Raw genomic sequence first — 17,755 nt, 5'->3', positions numbered from 1 at the left:
TTTGAAACAAAAAACGCTCCAAAATAGTTGGGAGCGTTTCGTAAAATATAATCTTAAAAATAGAAATGTTTATTAACTTCTAAAAATAGTCTGTTTTCTATCAGGCCCTACAGAAACTATAGTGATAGGGATTTCCAATTCTTTTTCTAAAAATTCTATGTAAGCATTTAATTCCTTTGGAAGTTGATTAACTTCAGACATCGCTGTTAAATCCTCATTCCAACCTTTAAATTCTGTAAAAATTGGTTCTACATTTTCTGGGTCAATATTATATGGGAAATGTTTAATAATATCTCCTTTATAATTGTAAGCAGTACAAACTTTTAAGGTTTTAAAACCAGACAACACATCGCCTTTCATCATCATCAATTGTGTAACACCGTTTACTTGGCAAGCATATCTTAAGGCTACTAAATCTAACCAGCCACAGCGTCTTGGTCTACCTGTTGTTGCTCCAAATTCGTTTCCAACACGACTCATGGTAGCGCCGTCTTCATCAAACAATTCGGTAGGGAATGGTCCTGAACCCACACGGGTTGTATAGGCTTTAAAAATTCCGAACACATCACCAATTTGACTTGGAGACACACCTAAACCGGTACAAGCGCCTGCAGCAGTTGTGTTGCTTGAGGTTACGTATGGATAGGTACCGAAATCAATATCTAATAACGAACCTTGGGCACCTTCGGCTAAAATAGTCTTTCCAGATTTTTGAGCTTGATACATATATTCTTCTGAATCTATAAATTTGATAGACTTTAAAACATCTACAGCTTCAAAAAATTCTTTTTCAAGTTCCGCTAAGTCATATTCTATATCCACATCATAGAAATCAATCATAGACTCGTGCTTATCAGCTAAAGCTCTGTAACGTTCTTTCCAATCGCTTAATTCTAAGTCACCCACACGAATACCATTTCTACCTGTTTTATCCATATAGGTTGGTCCAATCCCTTTAAGCGTAGAACCGATTTTCGCTTTTCCTTTAGAGGCTTCACTAGCGGCATCCAGCAGACGATGCGTTGGTAGAATAATATGTGCTTTACGGGAAACCAATAATGATTTTCTGTAATCTACATCTTGCTCTTCAAGCTTATCTAATTCCTTTTTAAAGATAACAGGATCTATAACAACGCCATTACCAACTAGATTGGTTGCATCATCATGAAAAATTCCTGAAGGAATGGTGTGTAATACATGTTTTCGTCCGTTAAAAACAAGGGTGTGACCTGCATTTGGACCTCCTTGAAAACGTGCAATAATATTGTATTTGGATGTTAATACGTCAACAATTTTTCCTTTGCCTTCGTCTCCCCATTGTAAACCTAGTAGTAAATCTACTGCCATTGTAAAAAATAATTATTTGTTTGATTTTCTGTTTCCGTAAAAGTAGAGTGAATGATTGTTTATTTCAATATCAAAAACTTCTTCGATTGTTTTTTTTATAGATTGTATTCTTGGATCGCAAAACTCGATAACCTCTCCTGTATCCGTTAGAATTACATGATCATGCTGTCTATCAAAATAAGACTTTTCATAATGTGCTTGGTTTTGACCAAACTGATGTTTTCTTACCAAACCACATTCTAAAAGTAATTCAATGGTATTATACAACGTAGCACGAGACACACGATACTTTTTGTTTTTCATGCTTAGATATAGCGATTCTATATCAAAATGCTCAGTCTTATTATAAATTTCTTGGAGTATAGCATAGCGTTCAGGCGTTTTACGGTGTCCGTTGTTTTCTAAGAAGTTAGTAAAAACATTCTTAACAATGTCCTGATTCTTTGTGTCTACTTTAACATTCATATGCTTACTGCAAATTTACACTTTTTAAGCTCTAGTCACTTTATCTATTCCATTAATTTTTTTAAGTTTTTCTAACAATTTCTTAACAAGTGTATTATTTTTAACAATAACACTAATTTTTCCTTTAAACAAGCCATCGTCACTTTCAAAACTTAGACTTTTCATGTTAACATGCATGTTAGAAGAAATCTCTTTTGTGATATCATTGACTAAGCCTAAATGGTCAATTCCTGTAATATTAATTTGAACCAAAAATTCTTGTTGAGATGAATCAATCCATTTAGCAGACATGATTCTATAGGCATAATTGGATTGTAAACTAACCGCATTTGGACAGTTTTTTTTATGCACTTTAATGCCTTCGGTTACCGTTAGGAACCCAAATACTTCATCACCCGGAATAGGGTTACAGCAATTAGCTAATTTATAATCTAATTTTTCTTCTTCTTTACCGAAAACAAGAGAATCATAGTTGGCTGTTACTTCTTCTTTCTCTAAATCTTCTTTTTTAATATTAGCCTTTCTGGTGATTTTATTTTTAATGAAACTCATCAAGGCATTACTTCTTTTTGAAGCAAAGTCTTTTAGCATGGTATTATCAATAGTACCAATACCAACTCTGTAAAATAAATCCAGACTAGTTTTTAGCTTGAAAAAACTCACAAGTTCATTGACGCTAGATTCGTTTAAAGTAATTTTAAGTTGCTTTAGTTTTCTTCTTAAAATTTCTTTTCCTTCTTCACCAATACGTTTTTTATCTTCTTTAAGGGCAGATTTTATTTTACTTCTGGCTCTGGCTGTTGTCGCATAGTCCAACCAGTTGGCATTAGGCTTTGCACTTTCTGAAGTTAAAATATCTACTTGATCACCGCTTTGAAGTTCATGACTTAAAGGCACGAGTTTACCATTTACTTTAGCGCCTCGTGTTTTTAGACCTACTTCTGAATGGATATTGAAAGCGAAGTCTAATGCTGTAGCGCCTTTTGGTAATGATTTTAATTCTCCTTTAGGGGTAAAAACAAAAATTTCTTTTGAATAGAGGTTGAGTTTAAATTGTTCAACAAAATCAACAGCATTCGTATCAGGGTTTTCAAGCGCTTCTTGTAATTTGTTAATCCAGCTTTCTAAGTTGTCTTCCTTTTCGGTGTCTTGTTTGTATTTATAGTGAGCAGCATATCCTTTTTCAGCAATTTCATTCATACGTTCGCTACGTATTTGAACTTCAACCCATCTGCCTTTAGGGCCCATGACTGTAATATGAAGTGCTTCGTATCCTGTGGATTTAGGCGATGAAATCCAATCTCTTAATCTAACAGGGTTCGGTCTAAAGTGATCGGTAACTATAGAATAGATTTTCCAAGCTAAAAACTTTTCATTTGCAAAATCACTTTTGTAAATGATTCTAATAGCAAATTTGTCATAGACTTCATCAAAAGACACCCCTTGTTTTAGCATTTTTCTTCTAATAGAAAAAATGGATTTTGGTCTTCCTTTAATGGTGTAATGAAGATTTTCTTTATCTAAAGAAGTTTGTATAACCTGACTAAATTCTTTAATGTAAAAATCTTGTTCTTCTTTACTTTCTTTGATTTTATAAAGAATATCGTTGTAAACTTCAGGTTCCGTATATTTTAATCCTAAATCTTCAAGTTCGGTCTTGATGTTGTACAGACCAATTCTATGGGCTAGAGGAGCATATATATAAAGCGTTTCAGATGCGATTTTAACTTGCTTATCAGGACGCATGGCATCCATTGTTTGCATGTTATGCAGCCTATCCGCAATTTTTATAATAATAACTCGTACATCATCATTTAGCGTAAGCAGCATTTTACGAAAATTCTCTGCCTGTAAAGACACATCCATGTCTTGGTCTTTGCTTAATGATGAAATTTTGGTTAAACCATCAACAATTTTAGCTACTGTATTTCCAAAAAGCCGCTCTATATCTACAATAGAATAGTCATCACAATCTTCAACCACATCATGCAACAAGGCTGCAGCAATAGAGGTGGCATCTAAGCCTATTTCTTTAGCTACAATTCTTGCCACTGCGAGCGGATGAAATATATAAGCTTCGCCAGAACGTCTACGTTGGTTTTTATGACCATCAAGCGCTACATCAAATGCGCTTCTAATCAGTTTCTTGTCGTCATCAGAAAGTGTTGTATAGCTAACTTTTAAAAGCTCTTTATAAGCTCTTGTAATGGCTGCATTTTCTTCTTCTATTTCTACGTCTGTCATAAATTAAAAGTACTATAAAGAAAATTAACAAGCAATAACTTTATTGTTTTTTCCTTTAGAAAATGAATAGGTTATAAATTGAAATATTTAACTAATAAAGATATAGCTTTACCACGATGACTTATGGTGTTTTTCAATTTTAAATCCATCTCAGCAAATGTTTGTTTATAGCCATTTGGTTTAAAAACAGGATCATAGCCAAAACCTTTGCGTCCAGACTTAGTTTTGGTAATTTTACCTTCGCAAATCCCTGTAAATGTATGTGTTTCGTTATTAATAGTTAAGGCGATAACGGTTTTAAATTGAGCAGTTCTGTCGGTGTTTCCTTCAAGTAAATTAAGCAATTTATTGGTGTTGTCTTCACTATTTCGTTGCTCTCCAGCAAATCGTGCCGAATAAACACCAGGTGCTCCATTTAAAGCATTAACTTCTAATCCTGTATCATCAGCAAAACAGTCATAACCATAAGTCTCCTTGATGTAGGTTGCTTTTTGAATAGCATTACCTTCAATAGTGTTTTGTGTTTCTGGAATATCTTCAAAACATCCAATATCTTCAAGGCTAAGCAATTTTATATGGTCTGGAATCAGAGTTTTTACTTCTTTTAATTTGTTAAGGTTATTGGTAGCGAAAACGAGTTGCATACAGATTTGGTTTTGAATCTTTTTTAACAAAATTAGGATTTAAAATTTAACTCTGAATTTTAACTTGAAAAAATTAACCTAAAATAGATATCTTATTATCTTTAGCAATTTAATTTAATTCCACCTTAAATGAAATCGATTCTCATAGTTTGCTTTACTTCTATTTTTGCATTAAATCTTCAATCACAAACTAAGCCTTGGCAAGGAAAGTTTGAACCTATTGATAATATGGTCGATCAACCAAATACGTATAGGTCTGCTAGTGGTGCCCCAGGAAAAGATTATTGGCAACAACGTGCCGATTATAAAATAAAAGTGCGTTTAGATGAACCTACAAACACCATTTCGGGAGAAGAAACGATAACTTATTACAATAATTCTCCTGATGATTTGAGCTATTTATGGATTCAGTTAGAACAGAATATCAATAAAAAAGGAAGTGAAGATTTTGGATCTTTAAACGATATTAAGGATGGTATAAGTACACGCCAAATGCAATTTCTTACCAGAGCTATCGATTTTCCTGCTGGTTATACCATCAAATATATTAAAGATGTTAATGGTAGTTCAATAAAATCTTTGGTTAATAATACCATGATGAAAGTACTTCTAGACCAACCGTTAAAAGCAGGGGAGTCTATGAGTTTTTCTATAGGGTGGTCGTATCCAATTACCGATAGAAGTATGTTTATGTTGTCGAGAGAAGGTTATGAGTATTTTCCAGAGGATGATAATACGGTGTATTTAATAGCACATTGGTTCCCCAGAATGGCTGTTTACAATGATACTGAAGGTTGGCAAAATCAACAGTTTCAAAGATTAGGTGAGTTTGCCTTGGAATTCGGAAATTATGAAGTGGATATTACAGTACCTGCAGATCATTTGATAGCCTCTACAGGCCAATTACAAAATCCCTCAGAAGTACTTACAAAAAACCAACAAGAAAGATTGCAAGAAGCTAGGACATCGTTTGACAAACCTGTCTTAATTGTTACCAAAGAAGAAGCAGTATCTAATGAGAAAACAAAATCAAAAAAATTAAAAACTTGGAAATTTAAAGCCACCAATGTTAGGGATTTCTCATTTGCATCATCCAGAAAGTTTATGTGGGATGCGCAAGCTGTAAAATTTTCAGATCATACAACTATGGCTATGTCTTTTTATCCTAAAGAAGGCTTACCTGTTTGGAGAGAAGAGTCTACAAAAGCTGTTGTTAATGCATTAGAAGTGTATTCAGAATCCACGTTTGAATACCCTTACCCAGTAGCAATTTCGGTAAATACATCGAATATTGGGATGGAGTTTCCTATGATTAGTTTTAACGGAGGTCGACCAAAAAACGGAACGATGAGTGATAGAGCCAAACAAGGCATGATTAGTACAATAGTGCATGAAGTGGGACATAATTGGTTCCCCATGATTATAAGTTCCGATGAGCGTAAATGGATGTGGATGGATGAAGGTTTAAATACGTTTATTCATCAGAGAACTTTAGCAGAACGCTATCCAGATTTTAACAGCACCACACCCAAAAGTGTTGTACCTTATATGTCTGGAGATAAAAGTATAATGAGGCCTATTATGACGACTTCAGATGATGAGTTATTTAGTCAATTTGGAAGTAATTTTTATCAGAAACCAACTGTTGGCCTTCAAATGTTGCGACATTCTATTGTTGGAAAAGAACTTTTTGACCAAGCTTTTAAAGAATATTGTAACAGATGGAAATATAAGCACCCAAATCCAGGCGATTTGTTTAGAACTCTTGAAGATGCGACTGCTGTAGATTTAGATTGGTTTTTTAGAGGTTGGTTTTTTACTACCGATAATGTGGATATGGAGTTGTCAAATGTAAAATGGTTTAAAGTGTATGAAGAAAAACTCAATATTGAAGATCAAAGTAAGAATGTGAAAATGAAGATTGAAGGTGAAAACGCAGGTGAAAAAGCTAAAGATTTTTCAAGTGGTCCAGAGGTTATAACCGTGGCTTCAACACCAGATGAAAGTTATGGCGGATTTTTATCAAGACTCAATGAGCCAGAATTGCGTAAACAACTATCTGGAAAAAATATTTATGAAGTGACTATAAAAAATGTAGGCGGACTTGTAATGCCAGTCACTGTAGAATGGGTTTTTAAGGATGGAACAACTGAAATAGACAAATTACCAGCTCAAGTTTGGCGATTAAATGAATCAGAAATAAAGAGGACGTTTGTTAAAGATAAAGAAGTGGTTAAAGTCAATTTAGACCCTAATTTTGAATTTGCAGATACTGATATGACAAACAACAGTTTCCCAAAAGTAGAGGAAAAATCAGATTTCGATAAGTTTAAAGAAAAGAATTAACATCTGGTAATAACTGGTTTTTTAATATTGTTTTTATTTGGTTTCAACTTTACTTATATTTAGTTTTTTAACCAACCAAAAATCGATGTTAAAATTTAATTCACCTTTAGAAGCTTTTTTACATTGGGAGACAACAACGCCTAATGCTATTTTTTTAAATCAGCCTATTGATGGGAAAATCATTAGTTATTCATTTTCTGAGGTAGGTATTCAGGCTAGAAAGATAGCTTATGTATTAAAATCCCATAATTTTTCAGAACGCAGTCATATTGCATTACTTTCAAAAAATTGTGCGCATTGGCATATGTCTGATTTGGCTATCATGATGGCTGGTCATGTTTCTATTCCCATATATCCAACTTTAAATGCCCATTCAATTCATCAAATTTTAGAACATAGTGAATCGAAAGCCATTATTATAGGTAAACTTGATAATTTTGAATTACAAAAATCAGGTATTCCTGAGATTCCTAAAATTTCTACAAGTCTTTACAATGTTAAAGAAGGACAGATTTGGGAGGACATTGTTGAAGTGGGTCAAAAACTTGAAACGGTATATAATCAAAAGCCTGATGATTTGCATACTATTATTTATACGTCAGGAACTACTGGAACCCCCAAAGGTGTTATGCATACGGTAGAAAACTTTATGATAAGTTCGTATTACTTAATAAATTCATATCAAACACCCAATCAGGCACGTTTTTTTTCCTATTTGCCCATAGCGCATGTAGCAGAGCGCGTGCTAGAAACCGTGTGTTTTATTTCAGGAGCTCAAGTAAGTTTTCCAGAATCTCTTGAAACGTTTGCTGAAGATTTAGAAAAAACGCAACCTTCTGGCTTTTTTGCTGTTCCACGAATCTGGACAAAATTTCAAGAAAAAATTTTAGAAAAAATTCCGCAGAAAAAATTAACCATATTACTAAGAACACCAATCCTTAATTCAGTAATAAAAAAGAAATTACAGCAGAAATTAGGTTTAAAAAAAACGAAATTTGTTTTGTCAGGGGCGGCTCCTTTAGCACCTAGCTTAATGCGTTGGTTTAAATCCATTGGGATTGAGATTTTGCAAGTATATGGTATGACAGAAGACTGTTGTGTATCTCATTGGAATATGCCTGAAACAAACAAGGTTGGAACTGTTGGTAAACCTTTGAAAAACATTAAAACTAAACTATCAGCAGAAGGCGAAATTTGTATTAAAAACGCTTGTATGTTTAAAGGTTATTTTAAAGAATCAAAAATTACAGCGTCTGTTTTTGATGAACAGGGCTATTTTAAAACTGGTGATATTGGAGAATACGATCATGATGGTTTTTTAACGATTACCGGAAGAGTAAAAGATCAGTTTAAAACAGATAAAGGAAAATATATTTCTCCAGCTCCTTTGGAATTGGATATGTCAAAAAATACAGATATTGAACAAATATGTATTGTAGGGACCGGTATTCCTCAGCCCATTGCATTAATCACCTTATCTGAATTAGGAAAATCAAAGTCAACAAAAGAGTTAAGTGCAAGTTTAATTGCAACCGTTAATCAGGTGAATAAAAATATTGAAAAACACGAAAAAATTGAAAAAGTGATTATTATGAAAGAAGATTGGAGTGTTGACAATGGTTTAACTACGCCAACATTTAAGGTTAAACGCAATAGTATAGAGAAAATTCATCAACCCTTTTATAAACAATGGTTTGAAAATAATGACAAGGTAATTTTTGAATAAATGAGTGCCATAAAACTACTTTGTATAGGTGATAGTTTAACCTACGGATATGAAACGGAGTCATCAAAACGATGGACCAATTTACTTGAAAAAGAGTTAGGTATTGAGGTGTTTAACTATGGTATTAATGGAGATACCACGTCGGGGATGCTGGCAAGGTTATTGAACGCGTTAAATGATTTTAAACCAACGCATACGCTCATTTTTGGCGGCACCAACGACCTGTGGTTTGGTTTGAAGGATGAATTCATTGTTTCAAATATCTATGCCATGACAAAGCAAGCTATATATGCTAATAGTATCCCTATTATTGGTATCCCAACCCCTTCATTTAATCTTAATGAAGTTAATTTTATTGGTGAAGATTATTCAGAATGTATAAGGAGTTTTCAACAAGTTTTAATTAATCATTGTAAAAATAAGGAGAATTATTATATCGATTTTTCTAAAAATTTAGATAAAGATTGTTTTATGAATGATGGTATTCATTATAATGATAAAGGACATTACGAAATAATGAAAATGTGTAGCCATTTTTTCAATAATCAACTTTTAAATTAACTTTTATTTGCTATGATAATTGTCAGTTGAAAATAAAAAAAAGAGTGTTATTTTTAAACAGCTATTAATTTTAAAACATACAATATTATGACTATAAATATTCAATACTTGCATATGGCAACAAGCGAAGCTATGAATGCATATGTTACTAAAAAATTATCAAAACTTGGCGAGAAATATGAATGGATTATTAAAGCCGAAGTTAATTTTGAACATGAAAATGATCCTACCGGAAAAGGCAAAGTTTGTAAAATGGAATTGAGTTTACCTGGTCCTCGAATTTTTGCAGCTTCAAATGAAAAGAATTATGAATTGGCTGTTAAAAACACAATTAAAGATCTAGATGTACAATTAAAAAAACGGAAAGAGATTTTAAAAGCACACTGATAATTATCTATGATGATAAGGCTCATTCCTTAAAATTGTAAAACCTCTATAAAGCTGTTCTATCATAAATAATCGCACCATTTGATGAGAAAATGTCATTTTTGATAATGATATTTTCTCTTGTGCCTTATTGTAAACATCTTCAGAGAATCCATAGGGGCCACCAATAACAAATACCAGTTGTTTGATACCTGAATTCATATGTTTTTGTAAGTATTTAGAAAACGCAACAGAATCTAGTTGTTTGCCATTTTCATCCAATAAAACAAGAATATCGGTAGGGTTTAATGCATTTAAAATAAGCTCACCTTCTTTTTGCTTTTGTTGTGCTTCGCTAAGGTTCTTGGCTTTTTTTATGTCAGGAATAATCTCCAAATTAAACTTAATATAAAAGTTTAGGCGCTTTTGGTAGTCTTCAATAAGATTTAGAAGCGATTTACTGTCTGTTTTACCAATGGCAAGAAGCTTTATTGTCATATCACAAAATTACAATTTGAAAATCATCAATTATGTATTTAAATATAGAATTTTTATAAAATTCATAATTCTAAAATCAAATAAAGCAAATCAATTTATTATTTTAGCGTTAAATTATTCTAACTAATGATAACTAAAGAACAATTTGATAAAGAAATAGAGATTATAATTTCTAATGCTATTCGTGAAGATGTTGGAGATGGAGATCATAGTTCACTAGCATGTATTCCTGATGGAGCAAGAGGAAAAGCAAAACTTTTGGTTAAAGACAAAGGTATTATAGCAGGTGTTGCATTTGCTAAAAAAGTGTTTGCTTATGTTGATAAAACTTTAAGGGTAGATATTCTTATTGAAGATGGCTCAGAAGTTTCCTTTGGTGATATTGTGATGTATGTGGAAGGAGCTCCTCAGTCAATTTTAAAAGCAGAGCGAACTGTGTTAAATGCTATGCAGCGTATGAGTGCTATTGCTACTAAAACAAAAATGTTTGTCGATTTATTGAAGGGTACCAAAACCAGAATATTAGATACCCGCAAAACAACACCAGGTATTCGTGCTTTAGAAAAATGGGGTGTAAAAATTGGAGGTGGTGAAAACCATCGGTTCGCTTTATATGATATGATTATGCTCAAAGATAATCATATTGATTTTGCAGGGGGCATTACAAAGGCCATAGAAATGACAAAACAATATTTAAAGGATACAGAGAGAGACTTATATATAATGGTTGAAGCCAGAGATTTAAGTGAAGTAAATGAGATTTTAAAAAGTGATGGCGTTTATAGAATTCTACTAGATAACTTTGATTACGAAGACACTAAAAAAGCAGTAAAGTTAATAGGAAATAAATGTTTTACAGAATCTTCAGGTAACATAAATGAGGCGACAATTAGACATTATGCAGAATGTGGTGTTAACTATATTTCTTCAGGAGCATTAACACACTCTGTTCATAATATGGATTTGAGTTTAAAAGCCATAAAGTAGTAACAGAAAGTTAGTTTTTGAATTTGTTAAAATAGGAAGTAAATAAATTTTTAATTTAATAACTTTACCTAAAATAACAGATACAATAATTAATGACAAAACCCATTGAAGATAAGCTTGATAAAATTCCTGTTGTCAATATTCTAGTAAAACTTCTAAAAACAATAAAACTTCCTGGTCTTGAGGGGCTTTCATTTTACGATTTATTAGAACTTTATTTTATTGGAATAGTTAAAGGTGCTTTAACCACTCGAGCTAGTTCGATTGCCTTTAGTTTTTTTATGGCGTTATTTCCGTTCTTGTTATTTGTTTTAATTGTAATTCCATATGTACCTATTGACGATTTTAAAATATCATTTTTACAATTTTTAAATTCATTTTTACCACCAAATACCTCCGATTTTTTCTTTCAAAATATTTTTGAGAATGTAGATCAGTCCCAAAGAGGCGGTTTGGTTTCAAGTGTTTTTTTATTATCAATTGTTTTAATGGGAAATGGTGTTAATGCGGTTTTTTCGGGTTTTGAAAATTCGTATCACGAACAATTATCGCGTAATGTATTCAGACAGTATTTATATGCTTTAGGGGTTGCTTTAATTTTGGCTTTTCTTTTAATTTTTACGATTGTTGTCTTAGGATATTTTCAAATTTTCGCAGTACAAAAAGTATTGGATACACTTGAAAAAAGGGGCTACGAGGTACAATCACAAAGTGTTTTTTGGTTTGATATAGCTAAATACTTGTTTTTCGTCATTATGGTATATTTGTCTACGTCTACTTTATACTATTTCGGAACTAAAGAAGGTCGAAATTCTAAGTTCTTTTCCATAGGTGCTTTGTTTACAACCATTTTAATTATTCTAACGTCTTATTTATTTGGAATTTATATTGAAAATTTCGGACAATACAATAAACTATATGGATCAATTGGGGCGCTACTAATATTATTGTTTTACCTCTGGTTGAATTCTAATATTTTATTGCTGGGATTTGAATTGAATGCCACAATAAGACTTTTGAGAAAGAAAAATATAAGAAATAATGAATAGACAATTGTTATGTTTTTTACTGTTGGTCATGATGACTGTTTCAGCTGTTTCTCAAAGTATTTTGGGTAAATGGCGAACGGTAGATGATAAGACTGGAGAGGAAAAATCGATTGTAAAAATATATGAGAATAACGGAAAAGTATTTGGTAAGATTATTGAAATTTTCAATCCTGAAAAGCGCAATTTAGTTTGTAAATTTTGTAAAGGGCAAGACCATAACAAGCCTATTCTGGGATTGAACATTATCAAGAATATGGAAAAAGAGGATGACTCTTATATTGGAGGTACTATTACAGACCCACAAGATGGTAAAACGTATCGTTGTCGCTTAAAACTCCATGATAAAAATACTTTGCAGGTTAGAGGATATATTGCCTTTTTTTACTCTACACAATATTGGAAAAGAGAAAACGAATAAACACAGCAGATGCAATATTTTATAGACGTTATACTTCCCATTCCTCTCGAAAAGTTATTTACGTATAGTATAACAGCAGCAGAAGCCGATTTTTTAAGCAAAGGCATGCGCGTGTCTGTCCCTTTTGGAAAATCTAAAATATATACCGGTATTGTTTTTAATATTCATACTAATGAACCTAAGGTGTATGAAGCGAAGGAAATTCATCAAATTTTAGATGAAACCCCTATAGTAAATGCAAAACAACTGGAATTGTGGCAATGGATAGCTAGTTATTATATGTGCACCTTGGGTGATGTTATGCGCGCCGCTTTGCCCAATGCGTTTATTTTAGAAAGCGAAACTTCAATTGTTTTAAATACTAAAAAAACACTTAACGATAACGAACTTAAAGATGATGAGTTTTTGGTTTATGAAGCATTACAGCATCAATCCTCTTTAAAAATTCATGATATCACAAATATTCTGGATAAAAAGAATGTTCTTCCTGTAATAAAACGGTTAATAGATAAGGACGCTATTTTTATTGAAGAAGAAATATACGAAAAGTACAAACCCAAGTTAGTACGATATGTAAAATTACACGCCAATTTTACATCTGAAAAGGCATTACAAAGTTTATTGGATGATTTAAGTAGAGCTCCTAAACAGAGCGAGGTAATCCTTACGTTGTTTTCAATTTCAGCAAAAACAAAAAAACCTATAAAGGTTTCAGAGTTAATAGAAGAGAGTAAAACGTCTTCAGCTATTATAAAAGCATTAATTGATAAAGGTATTCTAGAGGAATATTTTATTCAAACAGACAGAATAGAATACTCTGGAGACGAGAACGAAGCAACAAAAGTGCTAAATACATTTCAAGAAGACGCACTCGATGAAATAAAAGAATCATTTAAAAGTCAGCAAGTAACCTTGCTTCATGGCGTAACATCTTCTGGAAAAACAGAAGTTTATGTAAAATTGATTGAAGATACATTGGCTTCGGGTAAACAAGTATTGTATTTGTTGCCAGAAATAGCGTTAACAACACAATTGGTAACGCGCTTACAAAATTATTTTGGAGAACAAGTCGCTATTTATCACTCAAAATATTCGTCACAAGAGCGTGTTGAGGTTTGGAACCATGTTTTAGAAAACACCTCTAAAGCACACATTGTTTTAGGAGCCCGTTCATCTATTTTTTTACCGTTTACAAACTTAGGGTTAATTATTGTTGATGAAGAGCATGAACAATCCTTTAAACAATTTGATCCTGCACCAAGATATCATGCTCGAGATACAGCTATTGTTTTAGCGAATATGCATCAGGCAAAAACACTTTTAGGATCTGCGACACCAAGTTTAGAAAGTTATTTTAATGCGCAACAAAACAAATATGGTTTAGTAGAGATTAATACGCGTTATAATAACGTATTGATGCCAGATATACAGTTAGTTGATATTCAAGAAAAACATAAGCGGAAGCTTATGAAAGGGCATTTTAGCGATGTTCTTATTCAGGAAATGTCTGATACGTTGCGAGATGGACAACAAATTATTTTATTTCAAAATAGGAGAGGGTTTTCGCCTATTGTAGAATGCAATACCTGTGGAAATTCACCTCAGTGTCCTAATTGTGACGTTAGTTTAACCTATCATCAATACAGAGACCAGTTGCGCTGTCATTATTGTGGCTACCAAACTGTGATGATAAAAAGTTGTATGGCTTGCGGCAGTATTGATTTAGATAGTAAAGGATTGGGCACGCAACAGATAGAATCTGAAGTGCAAATGATTTTTCCAAACTATAAAGTTGCCCGTATGGATTTAGATACTACACGAGGGAAATATGGTTACGAAAAAATTATCACAGCTTTTGAACAGCAAGAAGTGGATATTTTAGTAGGTACTCAAATGCTAACTAAAGGTTTAGATTTTAGAAATGTAAAGTTGGTAGGTATTATGAATGCCGATACTATGCTGAACTTTCCAGATTTTAGAGCTCATGAACGAAGTTTTCAGCTCATGTTACAAGTGTCGGGTAGGGCAGGTAGAACAGACACAAGAGGTAAAGTGTTAATACAAACCTATAATCCGTATCATGCTATACTGCAGCAAGTATCTACCAATAATTATTTAGGAATGTTTAAGGAGCAAATGGATGAGCGGTATAATTTTAAATATCCACCCATTTATAAACAAATAAAAATAACCTTAAAACATAAGGACTATAATAAAGTTGACGCAGGGTCTTTATGGTTGGCAAAATCGTTACGACAAGTTTTTGGTTCAGCTATTTTAGGACCTGAATCACCACCAATTTCAAGAATAAGAAATCAGTTTCATAAAAATATTTTAATTAAAATCCCTAAAAAACAGTCGCTTGCAAAAACAAAAGAAGCTATTATTAAAATTAATAACAGCTTCTTGAGTATAAAAGATTTTCGGTCAGTTAAAGTAGTTTTAAATGTCGATAACTATTAGTTTAGTTTGCTTAAATATTGTTTAAAGCATCAACAAGTTGGGTCTTTTTATTTCTACTAAGAGGAATTTCATAAGCGCCAACTTCAACATTTTTACTATTAAATCTGTCAATCTTATCAAGATTAACAATGTAAGATTTGTGAATTCTTAAGAATTTATTTTCGGGTAATTCTTTTTCAAAAGATTTCATGGTTGATAAAACTACCAAACTATTTTCTTCAGTCACTAGTTTTACATAATCACCAAGAGCTTCAATCCATTTAATGTCTTTGATGTAAACTTTACGTTTTTTAAGGTTACTTTTTACAAAGATATGTTCTCCCTCTTCCTCATTAAAGTCTAGAGTCAGTTTGTGTTGCTCAAGCGCTTTATCTACAGAAACGTTAAAGCGTTCTCTGGTAATTGGTTTGTGTAAATAATCGGTAGCATCATAATTAAAGGCTTTAAAAGCATATTCTGTTTTACCGGTTACAAAAATAATTTGGGGTTTGTTGTTTAGAACATCCAAAAGTTCAAACCCATTTAACACAGGCATTTCTATATCTAAAAAGATAAGGTCTACTTGATTGGTGTTTAAACCATTTTTGGTTTCTAAAGCACTACTGTACTCTGCAATTAAGTTTAGGGAGGGATGGTTTTCCACTAACTTAACAATAGAGAGACGTTGTATTGCTGAATCGTCTACTACTACACAGTTTAAAGTCATAACATTTATATTATTTCGGTTAAGATATCGACAATATTACAAAAAATTCGGTTAAAAACCAAAAAACATCGACAAACCGTGTTTTTTAACAAAATATTAACATTTTATTTCTATGGTAAATATACTATAAATTTTGTTGTTTAGTATGTATTTATTAACTATTTTTGCACCCAATTTTTAACAATAAACACGATTTTTATGAATCATTATGAAACTGTTTTCATCTTAAATCCCGTTTTATCTGAAGATCAGATAAAGGAAACAGTAAAGAAATACGAAGATTTTCTTGTTTCTAAAGGAGCTAAGATGATATCCAAAGAAGATTGGGGGCTAAAAAAATTAGCATACCCTATTCAAAACAAAAAAAGTGGTTTTTATCACTTATTCGAATATCAAGTTGCAGGAGAGGTAATCAATCCTTTAGAAGTAGAATTTAGACGTGACGAACGTTTTATGCGCTATTTAACTGTTACATTAGACAAGCATGCTGTTGCTTGGGCAGAGAGAAGAAGAGAAAAACTTAAAGCAAAAGCGTAATCATGGCAACAAGTATAGAACAACAATCAAAAGGAAAAAAAGACGGAGAAATTAGATATCTTACGCCTTTAAATATTGAAACAAACAAAACTAAAAAGTATTGTCGTTTCAAAAAATCTGGTATCAAGTATGTAGATTATAAAGATGCAGACTGGTTATTAGGTTTTGTTAATGAACAAGGTAAAATTTTACCAAGACGTTTAACAGGAACTTCATTAAAGTATCAAAGAAAAGTATCTGTAGCTATAAAAAGAGCTCGCCACTTAGCATTGATGCCTTATGTAGCTGATTTATTAAAATAAAATACCGATAACAATGGAACTTATATTAAAACAAGACGTTGAAAATTTAGGATTTAAAGACGATGTTGTAACAGTTAAGAACGGTTATGGTAGAAATTTTTTAATTCCTCAAGGACAAGCTATTTTGGCAACAGTATCTGCAAAAAAAGTGTTAGCAGAAAACTTAAAGCAAAGAGCTTATAAAGACAAAAAGTTAATTGAAGATGCTAAAACGACAGCAGAAGCAATTAAAGCATTAGAAGTTAAAATTACAGCTAAAGCAACTGAAGGTGCATCAGCTGGAGATAAATTATTTGGATCTGTAACAAAAGCAGATTTAGTTGAGGCTTTTGAAAAAGAAGGTCACACTATCGATAAAAAGTTTATCAGTATAACTGGTGGAAATATTAAACGTTTAGGGCAGTACAATGCTGTTATACGTTTACATCGCGAAGTAACTTTCGATTTTCCATTTGAAGTTATTGCTCAAGCAAATTAAACTTTTATAGTATAATTTAAAAGCCTCAACCTAGTTGGGGCTTTTTTTATAAAAATTAATTTATAAAATGTGCCTAACATTTTTATATAGAAATAGAATGTTTTTGGCGAATTACATTTAATAATTAAAACATATTTAAATAGTAAGAGATGAAGTATTCCAGACTTACCAAAGAACAATTTGAAGAATTACACAAAGAGTTTATAAATTTTTTAGCGTCGCAGTCGATTACTGCTGATGAGTGGGAGAATTTAAAAGTTAATAAGCCAGAATTAGCTGAAACGGAATTAGATGTTTTTAGTGATTTGATTTGGGAAGGTGTTTTAAATAAAGCTGAATATTTAGAACATATATCTCCACAACATATGTATTTGTTTTATTTAGGAGAGGATAAAATGTCTGCCATTGTTCTTAATTTAAAAAATGATGTAGATATTACGACAACTGAAGGTTACCAATGGTTACGAGAAAACCTGATGGATGATAATGTTGAATTTTTTCATGCCGATAAAGACTATACAGACGATAAAAACCTAGATAAGTTTAAAATGATTCAGCAAGGTGCTGCGATCACCAAAGGCGATTTATATAAGTATTTTGATACACTTATAAATTAAA

The 17,755-nt window shown here is 32.2% G+C and carries 18 protein-coding genes; 12 read left to right on the top strand and 6 right to left on the bottom strand.

Annotated elements, in window-relative coordinates:
• Positions 1-72: 72 nt before the first annotated feature.
• The 4 genes from G5V56_RS07685 to G5V56_RS07670 form a co-directional block, all read right to left on the bottom strand.
• Positions 73-1,347, bottom strand: a complete 1,275-nt coding sequence (locus tag G5V56_RS07685) for an adenylosuccinate synthase (protein ID WP_166963526.1) — start codon at positions 1,345-1,347, stop codon at positions 73-75.
• Positions 1,348-1,359: 12 nt separating this feature from the next.
• Positions 1,360-1,812 carry a Fur family transcriptional regulator gene (locus G5V56_RS07680; protein WP_166963524.1) on the bottom strand — a complete coding sequence of 151 codons (453 nt, stop codon included), beginning with the start codon at positions 1,810-1,812 and terminating at the stop codon, positions 1,360-1,362.
• A 24-nt stretch (positions 1,813-1,836) separates the two neighbouring features.
• Positions 1,837-4,056, bottom strand: coding sequence for a RelA/SpoT family protein (locus G5V56_RS07675; protein ID WP_166963522.1), 2,220 nt, complete (start codon positions 4,054-4,056; stop codon positions 1,837-1,839).
• Positions 4,057-4,127: 71 nt separating this feature from the next.
• Positions 4,128-4,700, bottom strand: coding sequence for a non-canonical purine NTP diphosphatase (locus tag G5V56_RS07670; protein WP_166963520.1), 573 nt, complete (start codon positions 4,698-4,700; stop codon positions 4,128-4,130).
• Between the two features lie 129 nt (positions 4,701-4,829).
• Here G5V56_RS07670 and G5V56_RS07665 point away from each other — a divergent pair, with 129 nt between their 5' ends.
• The 4 genes from G5V56_RS07665 (at position 4,830) to G5V56_RS07650 (ending at position 9,720) form a co-directional block, all read left to right on the top strand.
• Entirely contained in the window at positions 4,830-7,046 is a 2,217-nt protein-coding gene (locus tag G5V56_RS07665; RefSeq protein ID WP_166963519.1) for a M1 family metallopeptidase, read from the top strand.
• Positions 7,047-7,131: 85 nt separating this feature from the next.
• Complete coding sequence (locus G5V56_RS07660; protein WP_166963518.1) at positions 7,132-8,772, top strand: AMP-binding protein; 1,641 nt, start codon at positions 7,132-7,134, stop codon at positions 8,770-8,772.
• Positions 8,773-9,333: a GDSL-type esterase/lipase family protein gene (locus G5V56_RS07655; protein ID WP_166963517.1), complete on the top strand. Its 561-nt coding sequence runs from the start codon at positions 8,773-8,775 to the stop codon at positions 9,331-9,333.
• Between the two features lie 87 nt (positions 9,334-9,420).
• Positions 9,421-9,720: an HPF/RaiA family ribosome-associated protein gene (locus G5V56_RS07650; RefSeq protein WP_166963516.1), complete on the top strand. Its 300-nt coding sequence runs from the start codon at positions 9,421-9,423 to the stop codon at positions 9,718-9,720.
• A 3-nt stretch (positions 9,721-9,723) separates the two neighbouring features.
• Here the strand turns inward: G5V56_RS07650 and rlmH are convergent, their stop codons facing one another.
• Positions 9,724-10,197, bottom strand: coding sequence for a 23S rRNA (pseudouridine(1915)-N(3))-methyltransferase RlmH (gene rlmH / locus G5V56_RS07645; protein ID WP_166963515.1), 474 nt, complete (start codon positions 10,195-10,197; stop codon positions 9,724-9,726).
• Between the two features lie 126 nt (positions 10,198-10,323).
• Here rlmH and nadC point away from each other — a divergent pair, with 126 nt between their 5' ends.
• From nadC to priA, 4 genes are all read left to right on the top strand, one after another.
• Positions 10,324-11,184 carry a carboxylating nicotinate-nucleotide diphosphorylase gene (gene nadC / locus G5V56_RS07640; RefSeq protein ID WP_166963514.1) on the top strand — a complete coding sequence of 287 codons (861 nt, stop codon included), beginning with the start codon at positions 10,324-10,326 and terminating at the stop codon, positions 11,182-11,184.
• A 92-nt stretch (positions 11,185-11,276) separates the two neighbouring features.
• Complete coding sequence (locus tag G5V56_RS07635; protein WP_166963511.1) at positions 11,277-12,233, top strand: YihY/virulence factor BrkB family protein; 957 nt, start codon at positions 11,277-11,279, stop codon at positions 12,231-12,233.
• A complete protein-coding gene (locus G5V56_RS07630) occupies positions 12,226-12,651 on the top strand; it encodes a DUF2147 domain-containing protein (RefSeq protein WP_166963508.1) in 426 nt (141 codons plus the stop codon). Before G5V56_RS07635 ends, G5V56_RS07630 begins: the two co-directional genes overlap by 8 nt.
• Before the next feature lie 9 nt (positions 12,652-12,660).
• On the top strand, positions 12,661-15,114 hold the full coding sequence (priA, locus tag G5V56_RS07625) for a replication restart helicase PriA (RefSeq protein WP_166963504.1): 2,454 nt from the start codon (positions 12,661-12,663) through the stop codon (positions 15,112-15,114).
• A 10-nt stretch (positions 15,115-15,124) separates the two neighbouring features.
• Here the strand turns inward: priA and G5V56_RS07620 are convergent, their stop codons facing one another.
• Positions 15,125-15,820 carry a LytR/AlgR family response regulator transcription factor gene (locus G5V56_RS07620; RefSeq protein ID WP_166963500.1) on the bottom strand — a complete coding sequence of 232 codons (696 nt, stop codon included), beginning with the start codon at positions 15,818-15,820 and terminating at the stop codon, positions 15,125-15,127.
• Positions 15,821-16,018: 198 nt separating this feature from the next.
• On the opposite strand from G5V56_RS07620, the gene rpsF reads away from it, so the two are divergent.
• From rpsF to G5V56_RS07600, 4 genes are all read left to right on the top strand, one after another.
• Positions 16,019-16,357, top strand: a complete 339-nt coding sequence (gene rpsF / locus G5V56_RS07615; RefSeq protein ID WP_166963497.1) for a 30S ribosomal protein S6 — start codon at positions 16,019-16,021, stop codon at positions 16,355-16,357.
• Positions 16,358-16,359: 2 nt separating this feature from the next.
• Positions 16,360-16,659, top strand: a complete 300-nt coding sequence (gene rpsR / locus G5V56_RS07610; protein WP_166963493.1) for a 30S ribosomal protein S18 — start codon at positions 16,360-16,362, stop codon at positions 16,657-16,659.
• A 13-nt stretch (positions 16,660-16,672) separates the two neighbouring features.
• Positions 16,673-17,137, top strand: a complete 465-nt coding sequence (gene rplI / locus G5V56_RS07605; RefSeq protein WP_166963491.1) for a 50S ribosomal protein L9 — start codon at positions 16,673-16,675, stop codon at positions 17,135-17,137.
• Between the two features lie 149 nt (positions 17,138-17,286).
• The gene (locus G5V56_RS07600; protein WP_166963489.1) at positions 17,287-17,754 is read left to right on the top strand and encodes a DUF6495 family protein; all 468 of its coding nucleotides are present in this window, start codon (positions 17,287-17,289) and stop codon (positions 17,752-17,754) included.
• Position 17,755: the final 1 nt, after the last annotated feature.

It is taken from the genome of Yeosuana marina (assembly GCF_011762485.1).
Taxonomy (GTDB): domain Bacteria; phylum Bacteroidota; class Bacteroidia; order Flavobacteriales; family Flavobacteriaceae; genus Yeosuana; species Yeosuana marina.
The sequence above is the reverse complement of the archived record's forward strand: the minus strand, read 5'-3'. Positions and strand labels throughout refer to the sequence as shown.

Excerpts from the sequence above, each read along its gene's own strand:
- G5V56_RS07685 (WP_166963526.1), bottom strand. The coding sequence starts at position 1,347 with ATGGCAGTAGATTTACTACTAGGTTTACAATGGGGAGACGAAGGCAAA.
- G5V56_RS07680 (WP_166963524.1), bottom strand. The coding sequence starts at position 1,812 with ATGAATGTTAAAGTAGACACAAAGAATCAGGACATTGTTAAGAATGTT.
- G5V56_RS07675 (WP_166963522.1), bottom strand. The coding sequence starts at position 4,056 with ATGACAGACGTAGAAATAGAAGAAGAAAATGCAGCCATTACAAGAGCT.
- G5V56_RS07670 (WP_166963520.1), bottom strand. The coding sequence starts at position 4,700 with ATGCAACTCGTTTTCGCTACCAATAACCTTAACAAATTAAAAGAAGTA.
- G5V56_RS07665 (WP_166963519.1), top strand. The coding sequence starts at position 4,830 with ATGAAATCGATTCTCATAGTTTGCTTTACTTCTATTTTTGCATTAAAT.
- G5V56_RS07660 (WP_166963518.1), top strand. The coding sequence starts at position 7,132 with ATGTTAAAATTTAATTCACCTTTAGAAGCTTTTTTACATTGGGAGACA.
- G5V56_RS07655 (WP_166963517.1), top strand. The coding sequence starts at position 8,773 with ATGAGTGCCATAAAACTACTTTGTATAGGTGATAGTTTAACCTACGGA.
- G5V56_RS07650 (WP_166963516.1), top strand. The coding sequence starts at position 9,421 with ATGACTATAAATATTCAATACTTGCATATGGCAACAAGCGAAGCTATG.
- rlmH (WP_166963515.1), bottom strand. The coding sequence starts at position 10,197 with ATGACAATAAAGCTTCTTGCCATTGGTAAAACAGACAGTAAATCGCTT.
- nadC (WP_166963514.1), top strand. The coding sequence starts at position 10,324 with ATGATAACTAAAGAACAATTTGATAAAGAAATAGAGATTATAATTTCT.
- G5V56_RS07635 (WP_166963511.1), top strand. The coding sequence starts at position 11,277 with ATGACAAAACCCATTGAAGATAAGCTTGATAAAATTCCTGTTGTCAAT.
- G5V56_RS07630 (WP_166963508.1), top strand. The coding sequence starts at position 12,226 with ATGAATAGACAATTGTTATGTTTTTTACTGTTGGTCATGATGACTGTT.
- priA (WP_166963504.1), top strand. The coding sequence starts at position 12,661 with ATGCAATATTTTATAGACGTTATACTTCCCATTCCTCTCGAAAAGTTA.
- G5V56_RS07620 (WP_166963500.1), bottom strand. The coding sequence starts at position 15,820 with ATGACTTTAAACTGTGTAGTAGTAGACGATTCAGCAATACAACGTCTC.
- rpsF (WP_166963497.1), top strand. The coding sequence starts at position 16,019 with ATGAATCATTATGAAACTGTTTTCATCTTAAATCCCGTTTTATCTGAA.
- rpsR (WP_166963493.1), top strand. The coding sequence starts at position 16,360 with ATGGCAACAAGTATAGAACAACAATCAAAAGGAAAAAAAGACGGAGAA.
- rplI (WP_166963491.1), top strand. The coding sequence starts at position 16,673 with ATGGAACTTATATTAAAACAAGACGTTGAAAATTTAGGATTTAAAGAC.
- G5V56_RS07600 (WP_166963489.1), top strand. The coding sequence starts at position 17,287 with ATGAAGTATTCCAGACTTACCAAAGAACAATTTGAAGAATTACACAAA.